This is a genomic window from Empedobacter brevis NBRC 14943 = ATCC 43319, from assembly GCF_000382425.1.
GTDB lineage: Bacteria > Bacteroidota > Bacteroidia > Flavobacteriales > Weeksellaceae > Empedobacter > Empedobacter brevis.
The window spans coordinates 117,667-140,979 of the sequence record NZ_KB908298.1; the positions used below are offsets into that span (position 1 = coordinate 117,667).

Below are 23,313 nucleotides of genomic sequence, written 5' to 3' on the forward strand. Positions count from 1 at the left end.
GATTACCAATATTTTTGGGTTGAAGTTCCATATAAGTCAAGCACTCTTTTAGCATCGTTTTTCTTTTTGGCTCTTAAATAACTCACGGAAATATTTTTGTTCGTGTAGTAGCGAACCAAATTGTGGTATTCTTTAACTTCTTTGTAAACTCGGTCAATGATGTCCATTCTTTCTTTATCATTCAATGATAAATTGGAAACACTGACAATTTGTTTGAGTTCTTTCAGAAGTTCTGTACTTTCATTTAACAATACGGCATAACCATTTCCAATAGCAACTAATTCTTTTGGAGAAAAATTTGGATCATTCATCATTTTTCCAAAATTGTGCACATACATTTCAGATACATCTCCAATTAAAAGGACTGTTTGCTGTACTTTACGAGCATCTTTCACAAGATTGTTGACTGCTTTTAGCTTGTCGTAATATTCCTTTCCTTGTTCATATACTTTCTTAACTTCATTGAAGTTTTTGACCACATTACTAACGGTTGAAGAAGTTTGAACAATTTCATTGGCTGAATTAAGAATTCCTGAAGCTAAATTGGTTGGATCAGTTACCACGAATTGAGCTTTGGCTGCATATGTTCCTGATAAAATAAACAGGATACACATCATAAATACTTTTTTACACAAAACCAGTTTAACTTGATTGATGTGTGATTGATTGAATACGTTCATTTTTAATATTTTTTAGATTAATTGTTATAGTGTTAATTTTCTCGTTTTTGCATAGCAATATGCTTAATAGCTAGTTCGATATTGTCATTGAGTTCAGAAGCCAATTTCATGACTTCCATTTTTTCGGTTTCTTCTGTGGTATAAGCCAAATATTCTTCGGTGCTTACTTCCGTAGCATATACAGCAGAATGAGTTCCGCCTAGTCCTATCCAAACTTCTTTATACAACCGTTTTGGATCATTTTTCATATTAATTGAAAGAATTTGTGCTTTTTCTTTGTCTGTCAATCCAAGCATTGCCTGTATTTCATCAAACTTGTTCATGTATTTGCGTTGATCTAAAAGGATTTTACAATCGGAATTGTTGATGATACTTTCTTTTACAATAGGTGATTGAATAATATCATCGACTTCTTGGGTTACGACGATAGCTTCTCCAAAGAATTTTCTAACCGTTTTAAAAAGGTATTTAATGTATTCTGCCATACCTTCTTTTGCAATTGCTTTCCAAGCTTCTTCAATCAAAATAAGTTTTCGAATTCCTTTTAGTCGTCTCATCTTGTTAATGAAAACTTCCATAATGATGATAGTGACTATTGGAAAAAGTATTTTATGATCCTTAATAGCATCAATCTCAAATACAATAAATCGTTTAGAAAGTAAGTCCAATTCTTTATCTGAATTGAGCAGATAATCATATTCGCCTCCTTCGTAATAAGGTTCTAAAACATTGAGAAAATTAGCAATATCAAAGTCCTTTTCACGGACTTGTTTTTGAACTAATACATTACGATAATCTCCTTTTACATAGTCATAGAAACCATTGAATGATGGGAAGATATTTTCTTTTTTAATAAGTTCAATATAACCACTCACTGCATTGGAAAGAGCTACTTCTTCTGCTCTAGTAGGCGGTTCATCATCACGTTTCCAAAGTGTAAGAATTAAGGTTTTTATGCTTTCTCTTTTTTCAATATCAAACACACCATCATCGGTATAAAAAGGATTAAAAGCAATTGGATTATCTTCTGTATAAGTGAAATAAACACCATCTTCTCCTTTCGTTTTTCCTTTAATCAATTCACACAATCCTTGATAAGAATTTCCAGTATCGACCAATAAAACATGAGCACCTTGTTCATAATACTGACGAACCATGTGATTCGTAAAAAATGATTTTCCACTTCCTGATGGTCCTAAAATGAATTTGTTCCGATTGGTAATGATTCCTTTTTTCATTGGTAAATCAGAAATATCCAAATGAATAGGTTTTCCTGTTAATCGATCCACCATCTTTATTCCAAATGGTGAAGGTGAATTATGGTAATTGGTTTCTTCAGTGAAAAAGCATAAGGCAGGTTCAATAAACGTGTAAAAACTTTCTTCACTTGGAAAGTCTCCTGCATTTCCAGGAATTGCAGCCCAAAATAAAGTCGCTACGTCAGTCGTATTGTGGCGTGGTTTACATTCCATGAGTGCCAAAGCACTTCCACAATCGTTTTTTAATTGCTTCAATTCGTTCGGATCTTCTGACCACGCCATTACATTAAAATGTGCCCGTATTGAAGAAAGTCCAAAGCTGTGCGCTTCATTCAAATAGTTTTCAATCCATTCTTTGTTGATTTGATTAGCACGACTATAACGAGCCAGTGAGTGCATATTTCGAGCTGACTTTTCAAATTTTTGAAGATTATCATCACTGTTATCCAAAAACAAATATTGATTGTAAATGTGATTACAATTAAGAAGCAAACCCACCGGAGAAGCAAACGATAAACGACAATCACTTCGATCAGTTGATAGTTTTTCAAATCGAACATCTGCTGAAACCGAACTTGGTAAATCATCCGTATCAGACAAAGTATGTAAACTCAATCTTTTATTACCTACTCGAACTTCTTCAGTACCTAATGCAATATCTTGCATGGAAACATCAGTTTCTTTTGAAAGCGTTAGATAGTTTTCTAAAAGTCCTTGTTTATCATCCGTTCCGATGATTTCATCTTCCTTCAATCTTCTCAACTGAATAAGTCCACTGTCATTAAGAATTCGTTCAAATTGCGAAACAGCTTCCATAAAATGATGTACCACTTCTTTATCGCGAATCTCTTTTGGAATTAAAATACCTTTACACAATGAACTAAAATTGCTCTGCATTCGCATTTGTTCTTTGGTTGTTTTGGTCAAAAACAAATAGCAATAATGATTGAGAAATGGTCGTTCACTGAAATGACGTTGAAATGATTTAGATAAAAAACTTTGATCTTCTTCACTCAAATTAGGTCTGTAAGTTTCCTTGATGTACCAATCTTGTTTGTGAACAATGGTAAAATCGGGCAAAGTTTTAATTGCTTTGTGCCAAGCAGAATGAATTGTTTCGTATTCTGGTGACGCAACTGTAAACAATTCTGGCAATTTCACTCCAAAACAAACCGTGATATCAGCATCTTTTGAAATGATGCAATTGTTTTCAACTGTTAATAAAGGGAATTTATTCTCAAGTGTGGTGATTCGTGATTTATTTCTCATTGTACCAAACGTTTTGAATTAAACATCAAATAACGTTTTACTGCTTTACGACAAATAATGAATTGAGGATGTTTTTGATTTGCTCCACGTTTCATTAATCCATATTCACCATACTTTTTGTTTAGTCGAAAGGTTTGCCATGTTATCACCAAGCCCAAGGTAATCCCAACTGTTAAGCAGATATAAGAATTTACATTTGCCATGTATAAAATCATAACCAAAAGTAAAACACCTAAAAGTCCACCTGCAAAAATGAAAAGATACTGCGCTTTGAGTCCTTTGAATTCTACGGTTCTTCCAATTCCTTTGTTAATGTTGTAGTTTTTCATACACGCAGTTTTAAAGGAAAAATGAACGCAGAATAGTTGCAGCAACGATTAAGAAAATACAGGCTCCAAACCATGAAGCTGCGGTTTTACTGGTATCAGGATCACCTGAACTAAATTTATTGTACACCTTGACCCCACCAATAAGTCCAACCACTGCACCAATTGCGTAAATGAGCTTTGTTGCTGGATCAAAATAAGAGGTAACCATTTGGGTTGCTTCATTAATTCCTGCTGCTCCATTACCTTGAGCGAAGATTAAAATTCCTGAGAGAAAAATAATTGCTGTTAGAAATAACTTGTTGTTTTGTTTTTCCATAATTGAAGTTCTTTGTTTTTATATTCACTCGATGTGAACTTTCAAAAACAAAGATGTTCTGAAAATGGATATAGAAAGTTAGAATGGAAGTTTGTGGTTGGTTTTGGAATTCGTTTTCTTATACATAATGAAATGTTGCAAGTAAACGTTTTATAATATATTAATTTTTAAATATCTAAAAATTAAATAGTTAATACAGCTATTATTTGATACTAATTTATATTCAAGAAGAAAAATTATTAAACTTTATAAGTTTATTGTGTATTTGATAACTATTAATTTTTCTTTAGATTTGATAAAAAGTATAAATGAAACACATCTATAAATTCAAACAAATAATTCTACTCATCTTTGTTTTCTTTTTTTTGAAAAATCAATTGTTTCTATATTTCAAAAGTATATATCAAATACAATTTTAGTCAATTTCAACAAATCTTATTTGACTGATATTTTTATTTTTCTAACCTTATTATTTCTTTGTTATTGGGTCTATTCCAAAATCAAAATTAAATTTTATTTAAAAAAAGACTATATAATTTATTCACTGTTATCTGTATTTATATACGGATATATTCGATACAGTTATAGCGATGATTTGTTAGGAATGAATATTTTATCAAAAGTGAAATATTTTGATTTTTTTCTCTTATTGGCGATAGTACCAATAATATTAATTGTTTCTTTTTGGTATTTTAATAGAGTTAAAGAAAAAGAAAACAAAAAATCAGATTTCTATGATGATAACCCAATTAATTGCTCAGAAGAAGATATTTTAAATCGAAAGCAAAAAGCAATACAAGTTGCTAGATTAATTAAAGGAAATAAATCAAAAACTTCTTTAGCTATAGGGATTGTTGGTGAATGGGGAAATGGAAAAACTTCTTTTATGAATTTCATAGAAGAGTCTTTTGTTGATGAAAAAGATTATATTATTGTACATTTTAATAGCTGGTTAAATATTTCGATAAATTCTATTATCAATGATTTTTTTAATACAATAGAAAAGAAGATTAGTATTTATAGTATTGATATTTCAAAAGAATTAAAAAAATATGGTAATAATGTTCTATCAATTAATAAAAATTCAACTACAGAGACATTGCTTAATGCAATTAATATTATTCCTGAAAATAGTTTATCAGATAATTTTGAAAATTTAAATACTCTTTTAAATAAACTCGATAAGAAAGTTATAGTATTTTTTGATGATATTGATAGGTTACAACCTAACGAAGTTTTCGAAGTTTTAAAGCTTATACGTAATACAGCATCATTTGATGTATTTAGTTTTGTAGTTGGTTATGATAAAGCTTATTTAAACATTGCTTTAGAAAAAAATAATATTTCTTTTTCTGATAGGTATTATGAAAAAATATTTAAAAAAAATTCCTTTATCACCAATTAAACAGGAAGATATTAACGATTTTATAAAAAAAGGTATTTTATTATTTGAAACTGAAAAAGAAGAAGAATTAGAAAGTTTTTTTAATCTTTATAATATCTTGAATTTTAATGGTGAAAATGTTTTTGAATCGATTAGTAATATTCGAAATGCAAAAAGATTTTTGAATGAACTTAAACTAAGTATTGAAAACATAAAAGATGACATTTATCTACATGGTTTTATATTAATTAAATTATTAAAATTTTCTTATTACGATGTTTATAGATTACTATTTAACAAGAATAATTATCTTGAAAATAGTAAGTATGAACGAATTGGAATTAATCAATATACACATTATAAGTTAAAAAAGAAAGATTCAAAAGAAGGAGGTATTAATTCTTTTTCAAAATCTATATTAAATGAAGATGTTAAATCTTTAGGCATATTTAGTAAAAATGAATTAAGTATAATTGGGTTTATATGTGAAAGAATATTTGGAGATGGTTATGGACCATTTAATACAAAATAAAATGCAATTACTTATGGACATAATTATTATCACTATTTTGAAGATGAACTATCTGAATCAAATATTTCTAATGCAGAGTTTAATGATTTCATGACTAAATCATTAGAAGAGAAAAAAGAATTTGTTGACGATGTTTATAAAAATGATAGACTAATAGGTTTAACATTATTTTTATACAAAGTAAAAATTCATAAAGACTTAAAATCTAAAGAAGAATATGAGAATTTTATTAAAATACTTTTTATATATAGATAGATTAAAGTCAAATGAAAGGATTTTTAAGTATCAAGGTATCGATTTTGATTTTCTATATAATTGTATGAATAATTATAACAACGTGCTCATCAATAAATTTGGTTATTCTAATATTCAAGAACTTAAAATATTTTTTAAATCATTATTTTATGTTAAAAAAGAATTTTACGATTTTGAAACTGATTTTGTTAAGTTTTTATATGATAGTCGTGGATAAGACTCTTCATTAAATACACCATTCAATAAGCAAGAGATAGATGAATATCTAGTTTGATGTTTTGATAATAACTCAAAATTAATAAATGGAATAGATGAAAAATTTTGGGATTGTTATCAACTTTGTTTTGTTAATGATTGGGAAAAGGAGTCAGAAAATAGATGGGGGCAAATAACTAAGATTATTAATGAAAATAGAGATAAACTTATTTACGATATAATACCAAAATATTATAACGAATTTTTTATGTATTGTATTAAGCCTCAAGATTACTATGGAGAAGAGAAAAACTCATTTAAAATAGGTTTACCTATTGAGGTAATTAATAAATTATTTGATTCGTTCGAAGGATTTATTTTGTATTTGGAGTCTGATAAATTTAGATTTAAAATTGAAGAACCTTTTGATTTTTTAGAAGAATTTATTCTTTTTGTAAAAGAATTTAATATAACAAAACAGAATATTGACTTTGAGTTTAAACATCAGCCTGTTAATGAAATGCTAGATCAAATAAAATTGAAATGGAATAGAAATTAATAAATAGTATTTAAAAGGTGTCTTATTTTATAATAGTCACAACTTGATCTGGCGATTAGGGTATTTAAAAAAAAGAGTTTGTTCACACAAACTCCCTAATATCAAAATCATCAAGATTTTTCTTATAAATAGAAGAATTGGAATCTGATTCAGGTAAAATGCTACTATCCAATAATTTTGAAATATTAATAGATGCATTTTCAATTGAATTTTCAAGCAGACTGAATAATTCGGTTCCATTTAGTTTCTGAACAATAGTTGCAGTGGTCTCTATTTTAGAAAGTTGTCGCTCATTTTTTTCTAAAAAATTTTTCACTTGACTAAGTTCTTCGAAAGTAACCCCTTGGGCAAAACCATCATTATTGTTGCTCATTCTGTACCTTTTCCATTCTTCTTCCTCTTCTTCAAAATCAGGTACATTAATGGAACCTTCATCCAATTCTTCTTTAGAATTTTGATGAAGAATAATTTCATTTTCATCAAATTCTATGGCTAAATTATGGGGATTTATTGTTTCTTTTTTAACTTGATCTTTAATGGCATAGTTTGACGCTGAATGGTTTGGTCTCCCCATTATATCGGGTAAATTGAGGCTAATTTCTTCATCTTTTGATGATTGAGTTCTTTGTAATGGTAGCTTGTCATAGATTAATAATGCAATCACAACTATTAAGCATATTAATATCAATATTTCCATAAAACTGTTTTAAATTGGTTTGTATTTATCATTATAGCTTTTAGTAATTTGCTCTCCAAATTCATCAAAATGATGTGCTAATAAATTATCTAAATAAGCATAAATTGAAATTTTATCTTCTCCTATGACTTGAATAATTCGTGTTAGTTTCTCATGAAAAGCTGGTCTGATATAAACAGTTTTTCCATCACGAGCATTGGTGTCCGATTTTATTAAAAAGATACTTTCATAATTCATCGCAACGTTTCTGTTTTTCTGAACTTTATCTTTAACAACTTTACTATCTTGATTCCTTTTTTTAGACATTTCTTTCTTATCAATTTGAATATCCATTTCAGAAGGAATCTTCAAGCCTTCCTTTTTAACGCCATTCGCCATAATACTCATCATTAAATCTTCGTCAATTTTAGGTTGTATTTGTTTTTTATTTTCTTTATCCATACTACTATAATTCAATAATATTCAAAAACTCAATCATAAAACTATCCAATTGACTGTCTTTCATCAATCTTAAATCTGGAGGCATCAATGTTGAACGAAAAACGTGTTTACTTTTTTCTTCACTTTCTTTACAAAATCGAGCATTGTTCTTAATTTTACTTTTCATCAAGCTCAAACCCAATTGATCAATAAGCTTATTATATAAATCATACAATTGCGTACTTTCTCTTCCATCAACTTGGTTCCAAAACAGATTCAAGGTTTTAATAGAAGTTTGACTTTGTTTCATAATTACATCATTCAGTATTTGAGAAAATACAAGAGTACTTTCCATTGCAACACGATCTGCTCTTATCGGAGTAAAAATATGATGCATTCCTGCCAACGTATTTAAAATTCCTGAAGTATTAACGGTTCCAGGTAAATCAAATAATACAACATCAATTGGAATTGAGGATTTGTTAATATATTCATGTGCAGCTTCTAATACATGATCTGGTTTATGTTGAATAATTTCATAAGCTTTTTTATTAATTGATGTAAATTGTTGGTAAGCCTGTTTTTTTAGAATTTCATTTTTCATTACCATTTTAAGATCTCTTTCCTTCATCTTAACAAGACTATGTTGGGGAAAATCTGTGTCAAAAACGACAACATTATAGCCTAAACGGTAATGAAGTTGACTTGCTATAAGTGTTGTAAATGTACTTTTTCCAATACCACCTTTTTGTGATGAAAAAGCAATAAAAATTGTTTGGTGTTGTACTTTCATAATTTATTGTTTTAATTGTAATATTTATTCATCTACTTAATTATTGAAATACTCAAATCAATAAGTAGGTACTTATTTATAAGCATACAAACGCATGTAAAAACATCTATGAATACATGTTTATGTTATTAAATACTTATTCACTTTAGTATTTTTTCATGTACATACGTCACAACATATTTGAGTAACAAAATGAGTATGGAACTATTTACTTAAATCGGTAAGTCAATTTGTATTTACATAATGAAATCCCTATCTACATACTTTTTTACATCTATTTGTGAGTACAAATAAATAGCAATAAATAGTTAATCAATTAAAGTTGGTAACACTTGGCTTTCAATGACAGAATTTGTCTAAATGACTTATAATAAACATCTCTTAAACAACAGTTTACTTTGTTCAATAATTATGATTAACAATATTATTCTGACTTATTAGAAAAAATGAACGTATATAAGTCGGTTTTTAAAACCGATTAGTTCTATTTCAAATTAATTCGTTTTAACCAACGAATTTTTATGTTCACTAGAACATTGCAAGTTGTGTTTTGAGGCACTCAAAAAGAATTTCGTGCCTCAAAACGACTTGCTCTGCGAGGCTAGAAAATCTTCCAAAGTCAGGATTTTGTATAAATTAAAAATGGATGATATGAAGAATGAAAACAATCACAAAAAACAAAACAAAGGTGGACGAATTTCTAAAACGAATCCAAGTATCCATCGTCATGTTTTTAGATTAAATGTAGAAGAAAATGCTAAATTTTTATCATTATTTGAAGCATCTGGAATGCCTAATAAAGCTAAATTTATCGTTTCAATTTTGTTTGATAAAGAAATAAAAATAATCAAAATTGACAAAGGAACCATTGATTTTTATATGAGATTAACTTCGTTTTACAGTCAATTTCGGGCAGTTGGTGTAAACTATAATCAGGTTGTTAAAATGTTATACAGTCATTTTTCTGAGAAAAAAGCTGCTGTTTTTCTGTATAAACTAGAAAAACAAACAATTGAAATGGCATTATTATGTCAAGAAATTATTAAAATAACAGAAGAATTTGAATCAAAACACTTGAAAAATAATTTAAAATGATTGCAAAAATTGGTAGAAGTCATAATTTGTATGGTGTTTTAGCTTACAATAATTTAAAAATTGAGAAAGAGAAAGGTCAAATACTAATGACCAATAAAATGATTGAAACTCCAAATGGACAATATTCTGTAAATCAATTGGCTAAATCATTTGCTGCATATTTAATTGCTAATCGTAATACTGAAAAACATACGTTACATATTTCACTTAATCCAAATCCTAAAAATGAACTTAATGATGAACAATTTCAAGATATTGCAGTTCATTATATGCAAGAAATGGGATATGGAATTCAACCATATGTTGTTTTTAAACATACTGACACAGGACGAAGTCATATCCATATCGTTTCGGTTTGTGTGGATGAAAATGGAAAGAAAATTTCAGATAAATTTGAGAAAAGACGTTCTATGAATGTATGTAGAGAATTAGAACAAAAGTTTGGATTAATTCCTGCTATTTCTACAGAAAACAAACAGAATCATTCGATTTTTCAACCAGTCAACTATCAAAATGGAGAAATAAAAAGTCAAATTGCTTCAATAGTCCGACATCTTCCAAATCATTATTTTTTTCAAACATTTGGAGAATACAATGCACTACTCTCTTTATTTAATATTACAGCTGAAAAAGTGGAAGGAGAAAGAAATGGTAAAATCCTTAAAGGATTAATCTATTTTGTTCTCAACGATAAAGGAGAGAAACTTGGACTAACGTTTAAATCATCGCTTTTTGGAAAAAATACAGGATTATCAGCTTTAGAAAAACATTTTGAAAAAAATAAAGACCAATTAAAAAATCATCCAAGTAGAGTCTTTTTAAAATCTGTAATCACAAATGCTTTACAAACTTCTATTAATGAACTGACTTTTAAAAATCAATTAGCTAAACAAAATATTAATGTAATTATCCGCAAGAATCCTGAAAATCGAATATATGGAATGACCTTCATCGATCATCATTCTAAAACAGTATGGAATGGTTCACGTTTGGGAAAAGAATTTTCTGCCAATTCTTTCCATGAATCTTGGAAGAATGTTAGTATACAGAATAATAATTCAACTACTGAAAACAACTCTTCAATAAAATTGAATAAAAAGCTAACTCTTCCAATTGAAAAAGAACAAAACCATTTGTTCAATTTCCTAGACGAACATAAGAAGCGAGGAAATCTACTTGAAATTTTTGGAAGTTTAATTCCTCATGCTCAGCATGAAGAATTTGACAATTTTGAATTAAATAATGATTTGATGAAAAAAAGAAAAAGGAAAAGAAATCAATGATTCATTTGGTCAGATCAAGCCTTATTTAGCCAATAACTTCCAAATCAAAACCTATTTAATTACAAGTAAATAATTTCATCTTCAAATTATAAGATTCTAAAATGCAAGGAGAAGACGATTTAAGAGGTTTAGCAAAAATAATGGGATTTATGCGAGCTGTAAGCATCATTATAGTGTTGATGCATTTGTATTGGTTTTGTTATAAATTCTTTTTAGAAAATGGATGGACACTTGAAATTATCAATAAAATACTAATTAATTTCAATCAAACAACTGGATTATTTTCAAAAGGAATTTACACTAAATTTTTCTCAATTTTACTACTTGGATTAAGCTGTTTAGGTACAAAAGGAGTTAAAAATGAAAAAATAAGTTGGACTAAAATAATAATTATTTTAGTCATTGGGATCCTATTGTTTTTCTTTAATTATCCATTCTTAAAATTACCTCAACCAATCTCAACATTCCTCTATTTTTTATCATCAAGTTTAGGTTATATCGCTATTATGGTTGCTGGAGTTTGGATGAATCGCTTGCTTCGAATCAACTTGATGAATGATGTTTTTAACAATGAAAATGAAAGTTTCATGCAAGAAACGAAATTGATGGAGAATGAGTATTCTGTAAATCTCCCCACAAAATTTTATTACAAAGGAAAATGGAATAAAGGATGGATTAATATTGTCAATCCATTTCGTGCAACGATTGTATTAGGAACGCCTGGTTCTGGAAAGTCGTATGCCGTAGTGAATAATTACATCAAACAGCATATTGAGAAAGGTTTTTCGATGTATATCTATGATTTTAAATTTGATGACCTTTCAATCATAACCTACAATCATTTATTAAAACATCAAGATAAATATAAGATTAAACCAAAGTTTTATATCATCAATTTTGATGATCCAAGTAAAAGTCATCGGTGTAATCCTCTAAATCCTGAATTTATCACGGATATTTCCGATGCTTATGAAGCGGCTTATACCATCATGTTAAACCTCAACAGAAGTTGGATTCAAAAACAAGGTGATTTTTTTGTAGAAAGTCCCATAATTCTTTTAGCAGCAATAATATGGTATCTTAAAATTTATGAGAATGGTAAATATTGTACATTTCCTCATGCCATTGAACTTCTCAATAAAAAATATTCTGATCTTTTTACCATTCTCACTTCATATTCTGAATTAGAAAATTACTTATCTCCTTTCATGGATGCATGGCAAGGAGGAGCTCAAGATCAATTACAAGGGCAAATTGCATCAGCAAAAATTCCGTTATCAAGAATGATTTCACCTCAACTCTATTGGGTAATGACCGGTAATGATTTTAAATTGGATATCAATAACCCAAAAGAACCAAAAATATTATGCGTAGGTAATAATCCTGATCGTCAAAATATTTATTCAGCAGCCTTAGGATTATACAATTCGAGAATTGTAAAACTCATCAACAAAAAAGGACAATTGAAGAGCTCAGTTATTATTGATGAATTACCTACGATTTACTTCAGAGGTCTAGACAACTTGATCGCAACGGCAAGAAGTAATAAAGTGTCTATATGTCTAGGTTTTCAAGATTATTCACAATTGATTCGCGATTATGGTGATAAAGAAGCGAAAGTAATACAGAATACTGTAGGTAATATTTTTAGTGGACAAGTCGTTGGAGAAACAGCAAAAAGCCTTTCAGAACGTTTTGGAAAAGTTTTACAAAAACGCCAAAGTTTAACCATTAACAGAAACGATAAATCAACTTCGATTTCTACTCAATTGGATAGCTTAATTCCTGCTTCAAAGATTACTACTCTTACACAAGGTATTTTTGTCGGGGCGGTTTCTGATAATTTTGATGAGCGGATTGAACAAAAAATATTTCACGCAGAAATTGTAATTGATCATAAGAAAGTTACTTCTGAAACGAAAACTTATCAAAAAATACCACACATTCGATCATTTAAAAATAAAAAAGGAATCGATCAAATGAAAAAAGAAATTGAGATAAATTATAAACAAATAAAACAAGATATTCATAATATAGTTAAAAGAGAAATGGAACGTATAAAACATTAAAATAAGAAATAAACATCAATAAATTAATGTAGCTATTTTAAAAACAATTTCATTCAAATCCTATAATAGCTGCTCTTAAATATATTTATCACACATTATTTATATTATTAATTACGCAAAATATACTCATTAAAACTTTTTTAATAAGATTTTATAATAAAAATAATCATGATATTACTATTTATTAAAGAAACTAATTTGGGATATCTGTACTTATTTTATATATTTGAGAAAAGTCACTATTTCCAAGTATTTGATTTATTATCTACATTTAAGTAATTTTAGTCAATCATCACAACGAATTAATTTTGTCTCTTCTCATTTAACAATAAGAGTTTTCGTTTTTAATCATATACCAATTTATTTTGTAAGGAAATTTAAAATGTGATATAAATTTACTATACTCTATGATAAAAAATATAAAGACTACATTAAGTAAAGGTACAGTTATCCCAAGTTTAACTTTTATTGTTGGAATATGTATTTTATCTGCTATTTATCCAAAACTTACAAATGAATTACTTAGTGTCATCAAAAATTTTATTTTTGTTAATCTTAATTATGTCTACGTTTGGTCTGTTACAATTTTTGTTATATTCTTGATTTATTTAATGTTTAGTAAATACGGGAATATACGACTAGGAAAAAATGATAGTAAACCTGAATATTCTTTCTTTTCATGGATTTCAATGTTGTTTGCTGCAGGTATGGGAATTGGACTAATGTATTTTAGCGTAGCAGAACCAATACAACATTTTTCAAATGAAGTTTTTGATGGAAATTCAATCGTTAAACGTACAAAGGATGCACAATTATATACTTTTTTTCATTGGGGAATACATGCTTGGGCTATCTACTGTATTGTTGGATTATCCTTAGCTTATTTTGCATATCGTTACAGCTTGCCACTCTCGCTAAGAAGTTGCTTATATCCTTTGCTTAAAGATAAAATAAAGGGGCGATGGGGTAATATGATTGATATTTTTGCTCTATGCAGTACTTTTTTTGGGATTACAACTACTTTAGGATTTGGCGTAGTTCAAATTAACTCTGGTTTAGAAACTTTAGGAATTTTACCAGAAAGTAGCTTTCTCTATCAAGTGTTGATTGTGATAGTTTTAGTTTCACTTTCTATAATTTCTGCTGTAAGTGGTGTTGACAAAGGAGTACGAATATTAAGTAATATCAATATTGCGAGTGTAATAATACTTTTACTTTTTGTTCTAGCTTTAGGCCCCACGGTCTATCTAATTAATAGTTTTACAGAAGGTATTGGAAATTATATCACCAATTTCTTTAATCTTACTTTTAGCACACATGTTTATGAAACAGAAATGCAATCATGGTTTTATGATTGGACAATATTATATTGGGCTTGGTGGATCTCGTGGTCTCCATATGTAGGATTATTTATAGCAAAAATTTCAAAAGGTAGAACTATAAGAGAGTTTGTTACAGCTGTTTTAATTATACCAACATTATTTAATTTCATATGGATGTCTATTTTTGGTAATAGTGCTATATGGTTAGATATTAATGTAGCAGATGGTATATTGAGTAAGCTTTCTAAAAATCCGGATGCATTAATGTTTAGATTTCTGGAATATTTACCTTTAAGCAATGTAGCGAGTTTTTTTACAGTAATGATAATCATCATTTTCTTTGTTACTTCTGCTGATTCAGGAATTTTCGTTATGAATAGTATTGCTACTAAAAATGCTAAAGTTTCACCTAAATGGCAAACTATAGGATGGGGCGTTTTACTCGCTATACTGGCTTTATTATTATTAAATGCAGGGGGGTTAGCATCTCTTCAAAGCATGACATTGATTACGGCATTACCATTTTCTATTATTATGTTATTGTTCATTGTGAGTCTTTTAAAAGCTTTATCCATAGATAAAAGTTATTATGAACGTGATTTTTCAGTATCAACTATACCTTGGTCAGGCGCCTCATGGAGAAATCGATTAAAACAAATTATTTCATTTAATGATAAGAACAATGTTAACAACTTTCTTAAAACAATCGTAAAAGAAGCGTTTATAGATTTACAGAAAGAATTTGCCGAAAATAATATACAAGTAAAAATAAATTATTATGAAAATCCCGAAAGAATTGAAATTGAAATTAAGTATGATATTGTAAACAATTTTATTTATGGAGTTAAAAATGATTCAAAAATAGTTTCTGATTATCTCCTTAATGAAGATAATTTACCAGATATTGAAAATAATCGGTCTTTTTATCCAAAATCTTATTTTGGCGATGACAGAGTAGGATACGATGTTCAACTATTTACCAAAAACGAATTGATTTCAGATGTATTAAAACATTATGAACGTTTTATTGAAATTATTTCTGAAGAAAAAAATGAAATGTTTATAAGTAGTAACACAAATCAAAGATTAAAATAAGAAGTATTTTAATCTTTGATTTGTATAAATATATTTTCAAAACCATGCCGATAATTTATAAATTATGTAATATAAAGTAATTATTAATTGTTTATATTACATACAGAATACAAAGTTTATATAATAATTTTAAACTATTAAATTAAAATCTTGATATAAAACTATACAACTCATCTTTAGGTGATAAGTTTAATTTTTTTCTTAACCTATATTTTTTTGAATCTATAGACTTGACAGAAGAATTTGTATAAATTGCAATCTTTTTTGTGTCAAAATTCAATTTCAAAAAACTACATAATCTTAATTCTGTAGTAGATAAAGCTGGAAATTTTATTAATAGATTCTGAGTAAAATTTGGATATACTTCATGAAACTTCGTATAGAAAGCTTGTTCGTCATTTTTAGCAAGAGTTATTAAATCTTCTAGTTGATTGGTAGACTCCGATTCTTTTTTAGAATAAGCAGATTTTTCATTATGACTATTCAAATATTCAGTGGGACTAACTTCTCTCTTATTTTTTTTCTTTTTTATAATATAATATAATATAACTGCGATGAAAATAGAAAAAATTAAACCAGTATATAGGAGAAAGCTTATATTTAACGGTTGCTCTTTCTTTGAATAAATATAATTGGATGTTTTATTTACTGTTTTCTTTTCTATTACTCTTAGGCTATCATTTAACCTTTTATAATGCTCTAAATTTTCATATGATACCTTGTAATTTCCTAATTGTTTATTTGCTTCAGCTAACATTGGATAAATATTTTTTTCAGCATCTGGCATGTTATATTTTTTTGAAAGCTGAATGGCTTTTATCAAGTATTTTTCAGCTCTTTCAAATTCTTTTTCAGTATTGGCTATTCCACCTAAAGTCTTATAAATATAAATTAACCCACTTTTATCAATTCTTTTCGCATAAGTATTTTTTGCAAATAATATATATTTTTTTGATTGTTTAATATCATTCTTATATAAATATATACTTCCTATAACTGTGGAGGTATTTGCTAAATAAATGTCTTTTTTACTATTGTTTGTACTTATTTTTTTTGCATATTCAAATGCTTTTATTGAATAATCAAGCATCTTATTAACATCGCCATCGTATGCTTCATAATAAGAAGCATATGAAGAATTTATATTCATTAATACTTGATATCTTTTATCAGTATCTATAATTTTTTCTGCAAAAAAAAGTGCGCGTTCAAGTCTATTATTGGCTTCATTATATTTACCAATTTTTGTATACATCCATGCCTCAAATCTTAAGGCTCTGCACAAGAAATAATAATCTTTTATTTCCAATGCTAATGAATTTGTTTCTACCTCTATTTCAGCCAAGCTTTTTATATCTGATGTGTTATAATATACTTCCATCGATTTCACCAAGCTTTCTAACTGTGGTAATTTGTAATGAATTTGTTTTGACTGATAGTATATCTCTGTTGTAAGTCTTAAAATTTCTTTATCACTGTAATGAGTATACAAATCATCATTTCTGATTATAGCAATTAAACTATCAATTTTTTTTTTAGAATATTCTTGAGCAAAAGTAGTAACATGAATAATAATGAAAAGAAAAACTGAGACTCTCTTTTTAAAAGGATGATTCATTATAGATAATATTTTAGATACAAATAAAAAATAAAAAGTCCACTTCTTTTTTTTGAAATTTCAAAAAATAAGAATATGAGTAATATTGAGTAAATATGAGTAGTTGTGATTGTCTAGAGTATGCTATTTAAAATTTTATAGCATATAAATTTGTCCTACTGTTAGATAGGACGCTATAATTTCATTATTAAGAGAGAATTCACTTAACAAAATGTCTTTTACAGTTTTTACAAATCAATAAAATAATACTAAAAAACTTATTTATGAAAAAGAATTTATTTTGTCTTTTACTTTTATCAATTTCTTCACTTTCATTAGCCCAAGTTGGAATAAATACTGAAGATCCTAAAGCCACATTAGATGTTGTAGCTTCAGAGAATGATCCTTCAAAAATGGATGGCATAATTGCTCCCAGAATAACAGGGGAAAAATTACGCGCAAAAATATATACTAATCAACAAACAGGAGCTCTAGTCTATGTTACCTTAGCTGATCCAACACCTTCGGGACAGACAAGTTTAGTCACCAGTGCGGGTTACTATTATTTTAATGGAAATAACTCTGTAAACAAATGGTTAAAACTATCTAATGACGAATTCGAGAATTGGAAAACTACAGGAAATTTAAATACGAATCTTTCCAAAAATTTTTTAGGAACATTAGATAATCAACCTTTAGTTATTAAAACAAACAATGTAATTACTGGTTATATCGGAAGTACTTCTACATCAAAACCAGATAGAAATATTGTTTTTGGAGAAGGTTCATTTGATAACGTTATTGACGAATCTTTAATTGCTTATAATAATGTTGCGATTGGATATCAAGCTTTAAAAAACAATACTCATTCAAGTAATAATATTGCATTAGGTGCATATGCCTTATCGAACCAAATATCTGGTGATAATGAATTACGAAAAAAATGGGGATCTAATGTTGCAATAGGATTAAGAGCAATGGAAAGTTCAATTACTTCTCTTTGGAATGTTGCAATTGGAGAATTAGCATTAGGAAAATTAACTACAGGTTGGCAGAATGTTGCAATCGGAAATAGAGCATTGTTGTCAGCTACAACAGCAGGAAGAAACACTGCTTTAGGATCAGAGGCGTTATCTTCTTTACAAACTGGGAATGATAATTTTGCAGCAGGGTTATATGCATTAAAAAATATACAGACAGGAACAGGAAATCAATCAATAGGATGGTCTTCTGGAGGAACATTAACTACCGGTGATCATAACATTTTTATGGGGTACAGTGTTGCAAACACACTTCTATCAGGAAATAGAAACTTTATAGTTGGTCATAATGTCCAAGCATATAATACGAATCAAAGCAATCAAATGAATTTAGGTAACTTGCTATATGGAATAGGTTTTTTATCTTCTGGTGGAATTCAAAAAATAGGTATCGCAACAGGAATTAGCACTCCTCCTAAAGAAACATTGGACGTTAAAGGAACTGCTAAAATTTCGGATTTACCTTTACATAATACATCCAACTCTATATATAACGGTTCAGATACAAAAACAAGTTCTTTTAATGCAACAAGAACTGTTGTAGCTGATGATAACGGAGTTCTTGGAACTATATCAGGATTACCAGGAAATAGCAATAATAGCAGTAGCACTTGGTCTTCACAAACCTTCAATGTAAACACGAGTAATGCTAACCAAACCATAAATGATCTAACTAATGAATCTAATTTAAAAGATTTATATATTTTAAATGATATTACAACAGGTAACAATGGATATACTGTGTCAATTACTCTACCGGTAAACATAAACAATACAAATTCAAATAGAGTCATAAGATTTATTTCTATTCCCACTCAAATTCCCTATAATGGTTTAAGATTTAATGGAAATATCGGAAATATTTCCATAGCAAATTCTAATGCAACCACAATAGTGCAGAATTCATATATTTCAATTGGTTCTGGAAATAGAGCAAGAAAAGAGACTATAATTACATTTACTGAAATTAATGGTAAATGGTATATAGACAATAGTGTTTTAAAAGCAAATTAATCATAAAAAAAGAAAATTGAATTTTAAAGAAATACATTTAGGACATTTAATTAAAATAAAAGTAACTGAAAGCAATATTAAAATAGACCGTATTTGCAATTTTATGAAATGTACTCCTGAAGAGGTTGATAAAATGTATAAAAAAGAAAATTTACCATCAGATATTTTGTTGAAATGGAGTAAACTATTAGAATATGATTTTTTTAGAATCTATTCTCAGCATCTGATACTATATGCTCCTGTTTCAGCAGATAAAAGTAAAAGAAATAAAACGAAGCTACCCATGTTTCGAAAAAATATTTATACACAAGAAATCATTGATTTTATATTAGAACAAATTAAAACAAAACAAATGACAAAAATAGAAGTGATAGATCGATATAGAATTCCTAAGACAACATTATACAAATGGATAAATAAACACGGCTAATCATTTAATGTAATAAGAATATCTTCTATGAAAAAGCAACCAAATTATAAAGCTATATTTTTAGATATTTTGCATAAAAAGCAAAATAAATTAAAAGAATGCCAATTTTTATTAAATAAAAAGGTATTATCTGTATTAGATGTGGTAGAACTAAATCGTATTATTTTTGAAGATGTAGAAGTTAAATGCCAAAATGAAAATTCAAGATATCGTTCTTATAATGAAGCAACTATTTTAAAAATTCTTAATTATCAAAAAAAAAATCAACTTAACAATTCTCAACTTGCTAAAAAATTTAATCTCAGTAGAAATACTGTAAGCAAATGGAAAAAATCATTTGTTATATAATTATATAACAAATGATTTCTCTTTCAGAAAATCAACCATACATTACTAACTCTTTAAACCAATCAATCTTACACTCAATTAGTGCTACTCAAGCCAAGTAATTAAACACTTGGCTTTTTTATTTTCAAGATTAAGTAAAAATATTCAATAAAATCTAATAGTGATCCTATATATTATTCATATCTTTTTTTGCAGTACGTATACTAATAATACAAAATCACTATATTTAAATAGAAAATTCAGTATTTTTATTAATTCTCTAAAAAGATATTATTTCTAATATTCATATTTTATGTTTTACAAACTAACTTTATGAATAGATTTTCCTTTTTAAGACAAGAAGTTAATAAAATTAAATCTAAAAGGTTTTATCTTGGATTAACCTAAAATAAGTCCAAATTATTATTGCGGTTAGTACCGCAGTCAATAGTAAAATTTGAATTGTTCGTAAACATCCGTTTTTTTCGTATTTCGCCATAGAGTATACTTTAATTTTTTTAATTTATTAGAAGAGGTTATTGTAATATACGCTATTTTAAATAAGATTTAGGTATTATATTTATTCTATTCTGAAAATACTTACAAGGAATTGAAAATAAATATATTAAAACAACATAGTACACTAGATAAAATATTTTCAAAAAAAAGCGGCATAAACTTTAATATTTACTTGTTTATGAACTCAAATATTTAATAGTTTAGATTCAACTATTTTTTTGATGAAAATAATTTTACATTTTTATTTGAATAATGTGAGAAAAATATTTTTTTTCACAATTATTTTAATTTGTGTATAAACTTTACTAATAGACTAATAGCTGGCAATTTTTTTATATTAAAACCAGTAATTCTCGTTGGTTTATGGTTTTACTTTTGAAAAAAACTACTTTATATCTCGTTTCTTTTTCAATCTTTGGAAGAGATTTCGAATATTTTTAATTGCATTTTGATTGCAGATAAATATTGTTTTAATTCAACAACAGTAATATGATTACTTTGAGAAAAAATTATAGGAGTCTCTAGCAAAAGAATATACAATTCTGGAAATTTTTTCCGAATCCTCATCGTCGTCAAAAGAATTTCATTCGTTAATCTATGTATTTTTTCGTTCTTGTCCATAACTGGTTGTAATTAAAATTGTTTATTCTAGTCATAAGGACTTTTCTTTTAACAAGAAGGACAGGAAAAATAATTCCTATCCTTCTTGAATATGATTCATCTAATAGATTTTATGAAGTAAGTCCGTTCGATTTTACATTTGTAGCTTTCTTAATAATGTTCATAACTTCATCTGCCTTTTTATTAAGTCTATTCCCTACTCTTTCAATCAATTCATTTTCCTTACCAGGTTCAAATTTTAAATCTGAATCCGTAAGTTGCGAAAATTTTTCTTTAAGTTCTTTTGACTGTTCATTCCAGTCTCCAATAATTTTAAATTTTTCGCTACCGTTTTTGTTTGAATTTGTATCCATAATTCATGATTTTTATTGTAACTGAATTGTTACTTAACAAAGGTGGTTATAAATAAATAGGATATATTACATATATAATTAAGATAGTTACACATATCACAGATTTTCTAAATTCCCTTTTCGTTTTTGCTTCAGTTGCTTATAAAAAGAAGGAGAAAGCCCAGTTATCTTTTTAAATTGATTGGATAAATGAGCAACGCTGCTATAATTTAACTTATAAGATATTTCTGTAAGATTTAACTCATCATATAAAAGCAATTCTTTTACGCGTTCTATTTTATGCATAATGATAAATTGTTGCAGTGTAATTCCTTTTACTTCAGAAAACGTATTAGAAAGATAAGTATAATCATAGCCCAATTTATGGCTGATATAGTCTGAATAATTCTCTTTAGGAAGTTCCTCTGAGTGATGAATCATTTCTGTTATTACATTCTTTATTTTTTCAATCAGAATACTTTTTTTATCATCTAAAAGTTCCAATCCCGATTTCAATAAATTTTCCTTAAGCTTTTCTCGCTGCTCTTCTGTTATTCCTTCTAAAACTTCAGCCATTCCCAAATCAACTACTACATATTTAAGCCCTATTTTCTTTAGCTCTTCTTCTACCATCATCTTACAACGTAGACTCACCATATATTTTATGTATAGTTTCATTTAGATATAATTTATGTTTAGCTTTTAGGAAGTTACAGCTATTTACGAAGTTTTTACCTATAACTGTATACTTCATTACAAAATAATGTTTTGATGATTATTGTAATATACACAATGATACGATTGATTCTTTCTTGAAAAAACAAAAAAATTACCGCTGTAGAATAAGGATTATAATTGAGTGGTTTGTAAAAATATATTCCTAACTTGCAATACGATAATTAAAATTGTTTACTTAAGTGGATGATTTCTAAAATCTTCTTAAAAAATGCAAACTATTTCTCCTCAAACCCAACCTCAGACAAAAACTGAATCTATTCCTTCTAGACATTTAATCAAGATAGCTTATTTTATTATCATACATCATAATGAAGAACGATTTAAAAATCTTTTTAAAAAAATTTATACCAGTGATCAATGGTATCTTATTCATATAGACAGAAAGGCTAAACCTCAATTCATAGAAGAAATACAACAATTTCTAATACATTTCCCTAATGTTTATATTTTAGAAAGTACTAATATTAACATTCATGGATTCAGTATTGTAGAAATTGAAATAAATGCAATGAAATTTTTGCTTAATGTAAGTAATCAATGGGATTTTTTCATCAATCTTAGTGGAGATGATTCTCCTCTAAAATCTCAACGTATCATTCGTCAATTTCTTTCAGAAAACAGAGAAAAAAACTACTTATTCTATTACGATCAAAAAACTCATCGACCAGATACTTTAAAAAGGATACAAAATCACTTTACAGAACTTACCTATCATATTTCTTCTTTCGTTTATAAAAGAGAATATATGAAGGATGTGATTCCTTATATTGGTGAAAAATGGTTTATCTTCACAAGAGAAACTTGTATTTTTATTAGTGAAGACAGCCAAGTAATAAAGTTTAAAAAATTCTACCTTAATACATTCTTACCTGGAAATTCTTTTTTCCAAACTGTTTTAATGAACACAACTTTTCATAGCATTATTGTCAATGACAATAAAAGAGTACTATGGAATACTCAAAAAATTGTTGAAATATTTATTAATGAACTTAAAAAAGAGAATTATCTTTTTATAAGAAAAATCACAGATGAAACAGATCAGATTCTTCTTCAATATATTGAAGAAAGTTTTCATATAAAACTCCCTAAAATTAATGATGTAAAAAAAGAGTTAAGGATTGGTGACCATCGGAAAAATTAATA

Annotated in this window: 21 protein-coding genes; 11 read left to right on the forward strand and 10 right to left on the reverse strand. The window is 27.6% G+C overall.

Translation table 11 applies throughout. The features are described 5' to 3' along the window. Positions 1-2: 2 nt before the first annotated feature. From H277_RS0112880 to H277_RS0112895, 4 genes are all read right to left on the reverse strand, one after another. On the reverse strand, positions 3-617 hold the full coding sequence (locus H277_RS0112880) for a DUF4141 domain-containing protein (RefSeq protein ID WP_444979570.1): 615 nt from the start codon (positions 615-617) through the stop codon (positions 3-5). A 95-nt stretch (positions 618-712) separates the two neighbouring features. Then, positions 713-3,208, reverse strand: a complete 2,496-nt coding sequence (locus H277_RS0112885; protein WP_019976015.1) for a TraG family conjugative transposon ATPase — start codon at positions 3,206-3,208, stop codon at positions 713-715. Next, positions 3,205-3,537 (reverse strand): DUF4133 domain-containing protein, encoded by a 333-nt coding sequence (locus H277_RS0112890; RefSeq protein WP_019976016.1) that lies wholly within the window; start codon positions 3,535-3,537, stop codon positions 3,205-3,207. Before H277_RS0112890 ends, H277_RS0112885 begins: the two co-directional genes overlap by 4 nt. Positions 3,538-3,547: 10 nt before the next feature. After that, a complete protein-coding gene (locus tag H277_RS0112895) occupies positions 3,548-3,853 on the reverse strand; it encodes a DUF4134 domain-containing protein (protein ID WP_019976017.1) in 306 nt (101 codons plus the stop codon). Between the two features lie 604 nt (positions 3,854-4,457). Between H277_RS0112895 and H277_RS0112900 the strand changes: the two genes are divergently transcribed. The 3 genes from H277_RS0112900 (at position 4,458) to H277_RS0112920 (ending at position 6,778) form a co-directional block, all read left to right on the forward strand. After that, the gene (locus tag H277_RS0112900) at positions 4,458-5,258 is read left to right on the forward strand and encodes a KAP family P-loop NTPase fold protein (protein ID WP_019976018.1); all 801 of its coding nucleotides are present in this window, start codon (positions 4,458-4,460) and stop codon (positions 5,256-5,258) included. After that, positions 5,218-5,769 carry a hypothetical protein gene (locus H277_RS0112905; RefSeq protein ID WP_019976019.1) on the forward strand — a complete coding sequence of 184 codons (552 nt, stop codon included), beginning with the start codon at positions 5,218-5,220 and terminating at the stop codon, positions 5,767-5,769. The genes H277_RS0112900 and H277_RS0112905 overlap by 41 nt, the downstream gene beginning before the upstream one ends. Before the next feature lie 718 nt (positions 5,770-6,487). Continuing rightward, the gene (locus H277_RS0112920; RefSeq protein ID WP_019976022.1) at positions 6,488-6,778 is read left to right on the forward strand and encodes a hypothetical protein; all 291 of its coding nucleotides are present in this window, start codon (positions 6,488-6,490) and stop codon (positions 6,776-6,778) included. 82 nt (positions 6,779-6,860) lie between these two features. Here the strand turns inward: H277_RS0112920 and H277_RS0112925 are convergent, their stop codons facing one another. The 3 genes from H277_RS0112925 to H277_RS0112935 are packed head-to-tail and all read right to left on the reverse strand — an operon-like array spanning position 6,861 to position 8,688. After that, on the reverse strand, positions 6,861-7,475 hold the full coding sequence (locus tag H277_RS0112925; RefSeq protein ID WP_026357592.1) for a hypothetical protein: 615 nt from the start codon (positions 7,473-7,475) through the stop codon (positions 6,861-6,863). A gap of 9 nt (positions 7,476-7,484) precedes the next feature. After that, positions 7,485-7,916 (reverse strand): DUF3408 domain-containing protein, encoded by a 432-nt coding sequence (locus H277_RS0112930; protein WP_019976024.1) that lies wholly within the window; start codon positions 7,914-7,916, stop codon positions 7,485-7,487. A 4-nt stretch (positions 7,917-7,920) separates the two neighbouring features. Further along, a complete protein-coding gene (locus tag H277_RS0112935) occupies positions 7,921-8,688 on the reverse strand; it encodes a ParA family protein (protein WP_019976025.1) in 768 nt (255 codons plus the stop codon). A 642-nt stretch (positions 8,689-9,330) separates the two neighbouring features. Here H277_RS0112935 and mobA point away from each other — a divergent pair. The 4 genes from mobA to H277_RS0112955 all read left to right on the forward strand — a co-directional run bounded on the left by mobA (position 9,331) and on the right by H277_RS0112955 (position 15,552). Further along, complete coding sequence (mobA, locus tag H277_RS0112940) at positions 9,331-9,783, forward strand: conjugal transfer protein MobA (RefSeq protein ID WP_019976026.1); 453 nt, start codon at positions 9,331-9,333, stop codon at positions 9,781-9,783. After that, positions 9,780-11,066: a conjugal transfer protein MobB gene (gene mobB / locus H277_RS0112945; protein ID WP_019976027.1), complete on the forward strand. Its 1,287-nt coding sequence runs from the start codon at positions 9,780-9,782 to the stop codon at positions 11,064-11,066. The genes mobA and mobB overlap by 4 nt, the downstream gene beginning before the upstream one ends. A gap of 101 nt (positions 11,067-11,167) precedes the next feature. Continuing rightward, complete coding sequence (mobC, locus tag H277_RS0112950; protein ID WP_019976028.1) at positions 11,168-13,135, forward strand: conjugal transfer protein MobC; 1,968 nt, start codon at positions 11,168-11,170, stop codon at positions 13,133-13,135. 407 nt (positions 13,136-13,542) lie between these two features. Next, positions 13,543-15,552, forward strand: a complete 2,010-nt coding sequence (locus H277_RS0112955) for a BCCT family transporter (protein ID WP_019976029.1) — start codon at positions 13,543-13,545, stop codon at positions 15,550-15,552. Positions 15,553-15,694: 142 nt separating this feature from the next. On the opposite strand, the gene H277_RS0112960 is transcribed toward H277_RS0112955, so the two are convergent. Further along, positions 15,695-17,170 carry a tetratricopeptide repeat protein gene (locus tag H277_RS0112960; protein ID WP_019976030.1) on the reverse strand — a complete coding sequence of 492 codons (1,476 nt, stop codon included), beginning with the start codon at positions 17,168-17,170 and terminating at the stop codon, positions 15,695-15,697. A gap of 263 nt (positions 17,171-17,433) precedes the next feature. Here H277_RS0112960 and H277_RS0112965 point away from each other — a divergent pair, with 263 nt between their 5' ends. Genes H277_RS0112965 through H277_RS0112975 form a run of 3 tightly spaced genes read left to right on the forward strand, consistent with a single transcriptional unit; the run spans position 17,434 to position 19,981 of the window. Next, on the forward strand, positions 17,434-19,203 hold the full coding sequence (locus H277_RS0112965) for a hypothetical protein (RefSeq protein WP_019976031.1): 1,770 nt from the start codon (positions 17,434-17,436) through the stop codon (positions 19,201-19,203). Between the two features lie 16 nt (positions 19,204-19,219). Next, positions 19,220-19,633 (forward strand): hypothetical protein, encoded by a 414-nt coding sequence (locus H277_RS0112970; protein WP_026357594.1) that lies wholly within the window; start codon positions 19,220-19,222, stop codon positions 19,631-19,633. 27 nt (positions 19,634-19,660) lie between these two features. Then, on the forward strand, positions 19,661-19,981 hold the full coding sequence (locus H277_RS0112975; RefSeq protein WP_019976033.1) for a helix-turn-helix domain-containing protein: 321 nt from the start codon (positions 19,661-19,663) through the stop codon (positions 19,979-19,981). 1,229 nt (positions 19,982-21,210) lie between these two features. Here the strand turns inward: H277_RS0112975 and H277_RS0112985 are convergent. Both H277_RS0112985 and H277_RS0112990 read right to left on the reverse strand, forming a co-directional pair. Next, positions 21,211-21,453, reverse strand: coding sequence for a hypothetical protein (locus tag H277_RS0112985; protein WP_019976035.1), 243 nt, complete (start codon positions 21,451-21,453; stop codon positions 21,211-21,213). 96 nt (positions 21,454-21,549) lie between these two features. Then, positions 21,550-22,110 carry a helix-turn-helix domain-containing protein gene (locus H277_RS0112990; protein ID WP_051094547.1) on the reverse strand — a complete coding sequence of 187 codons (561 nt, stop codon included), beginning with the start codon at positions 22,108-22,110 and terminating at the stop codon, positions 21,550-21,552. A gap of 268 nt (positions 22,111-22,378) precedes the next feature. Between H277_RS0112990 and H277_RS0112995 the strand changes: the two genes are divergently transcribed. Further along, the gene (locus H277_RS0112995; protein ID WP_019976037.1) at positions 22,379-23,311 is read left to right on the forward strand and encodes a beta-1,6-N-acetylglucosaminyltransferase; all 933 of its coding nucleotides are present in this window, start codon (positions 22,379-22,381) and stop codon (positions 23,309-23,311) included. The last annotated feature ends 2 nt before the right edge of the window (positions 23,312-23,313 follow it).

Bases quoted from the DNA above. Each gene is read 5' to 3' on its own strand.
- H277_RS0112880 (WP_444979570.1), bottom strand. From the start codon at position 617: ATGATGTGTATCCTGTTTATTTTATCAGGAACATATGCAGCCAAAGCT.
- H277_RS0112885 (WP_019976015.1), bottom strand. From the start codon at position 3,208: ATGAGAAATAAATCACGAATCACCACACTTGAGAATAAATTCCCTTTA.
- H277_RS0112890 (WP_019976016.1), bottom strand. From the start codon at position 3,537: ATGAAAAACTACAACATTAACAAAGGAATTGGAAGAACCGTAGAATTC.
- H277_RS0112895 (WP_019976017.1), bottom strand. From the start codon at position 3,853: ATGGAAAAACAAAACAACAAGTTATTTCTAACAGCAATTATTTTTCTC.
- H277_RS0112900 (WP_019976018.1), top strand. From the start codon at position 4,458: ATGAATATTTTATCAAAAGTGAAATATTTTGATTTTTTTCTCTTATTG.
- H277_RS0112905 (WP_019976019.1), top strand. From the start codon at position 5,218: ATGAAAAAATATTTAAAAAAAATTCCTTTATCACCAATTAAACAGGAA.
- H277_RS0112920 (WP_019976022.1), top strand. From the start codon at position 6,488: ATGTATTGTATTAAGCCTCAAGATTACTATGGAGAAGAGAAAAACTCA.
- H277_RS0112925 (WP_026357592.1), bottom strand. From the start codon at position 7,475: ATGGAAATATTGATATTAATATGCTTAATAGTTGTGATTGCATTATTA.
- H277_RS0112930 (WP_019976024.1), bottom strand. From the start codon at position 7,916: ATGGATAAAGAAAATAAAAAACAAATACAACCTAAAATTGACGAAGAT.
- H277_RS0112935 (WP_019976025.1), bottom strand. From the start codon at position 8,688: ATGAAAGTACAACACCAAACAATTTTTATTGCTTTTTCATCACAAAAA.
- mobA (WP_019976026.1), top strand. From the start codon at position 9,331: ATGGATGATATGAAGAATGAAAACAATCACAAAAAACAAAACAAAGGT.
- mobB (WP_019976027.1), top strand. From the start codon at position 9,780: ATGATTGCAAAAATTGGTAGAAGTCATAATTTGTATGGTGTTTTAGCT.
- mobC (WP_019976028.1), top strand. From the start codon at position 11,168: ATGCAAGGAGAAGACGATTTAAGAGGTTTAGCAAAAATAATGGGATTT.
- H277_RS0112955 (WP_019976029.1), top strand. From the start codon at position 13,543: ATGATAAAAAATATAAAGACTACATTAAGTAAAGGTACAGTTATCCCA.
- H277_RS0112960 (WP_019976030.1), bottom strand. From the start codon at position 17,170: ATGAATCATCCTTTTAAAAAGAGAGTCTCAGTTTTTCTTTTCATTATT.
- H277_RS0112965 (WP_019976031.1), top strand. From the start codon at position 17,434: ATGAAAAAGAATTTATTTTGTCTTTTACTTTTATCAATTTCTTCACTT.
- H277_RS0112975 (WP_019976033.1), top strand. From the start codon at position 19,661: ATGAAAAAGCAACCAAATTATAAAGCTATATTTTTAGATATTTTGCAT.
- H277_RS0112985 (WP_019976035.1), bottom strand. From the start codon at position 21,453: ATGGATACAAATTCAAACAAAAACGGTAGCGAAAAATTTAAAATTATT.
- H277_RS0112990 (WP_051094547.1), bottom strand. From the start codon at position 22,110: ATGAAACTATACATAAAATATATGGTGAGTCTACGTTGTAAGATGATG.
- H277_RS0112995 (WP_019976037.1), top strand. From the start codon at position 22,379: ATGCAAACTATTTCTCCTCAAACCCAACCTCAGACAAAAACTGAATCT.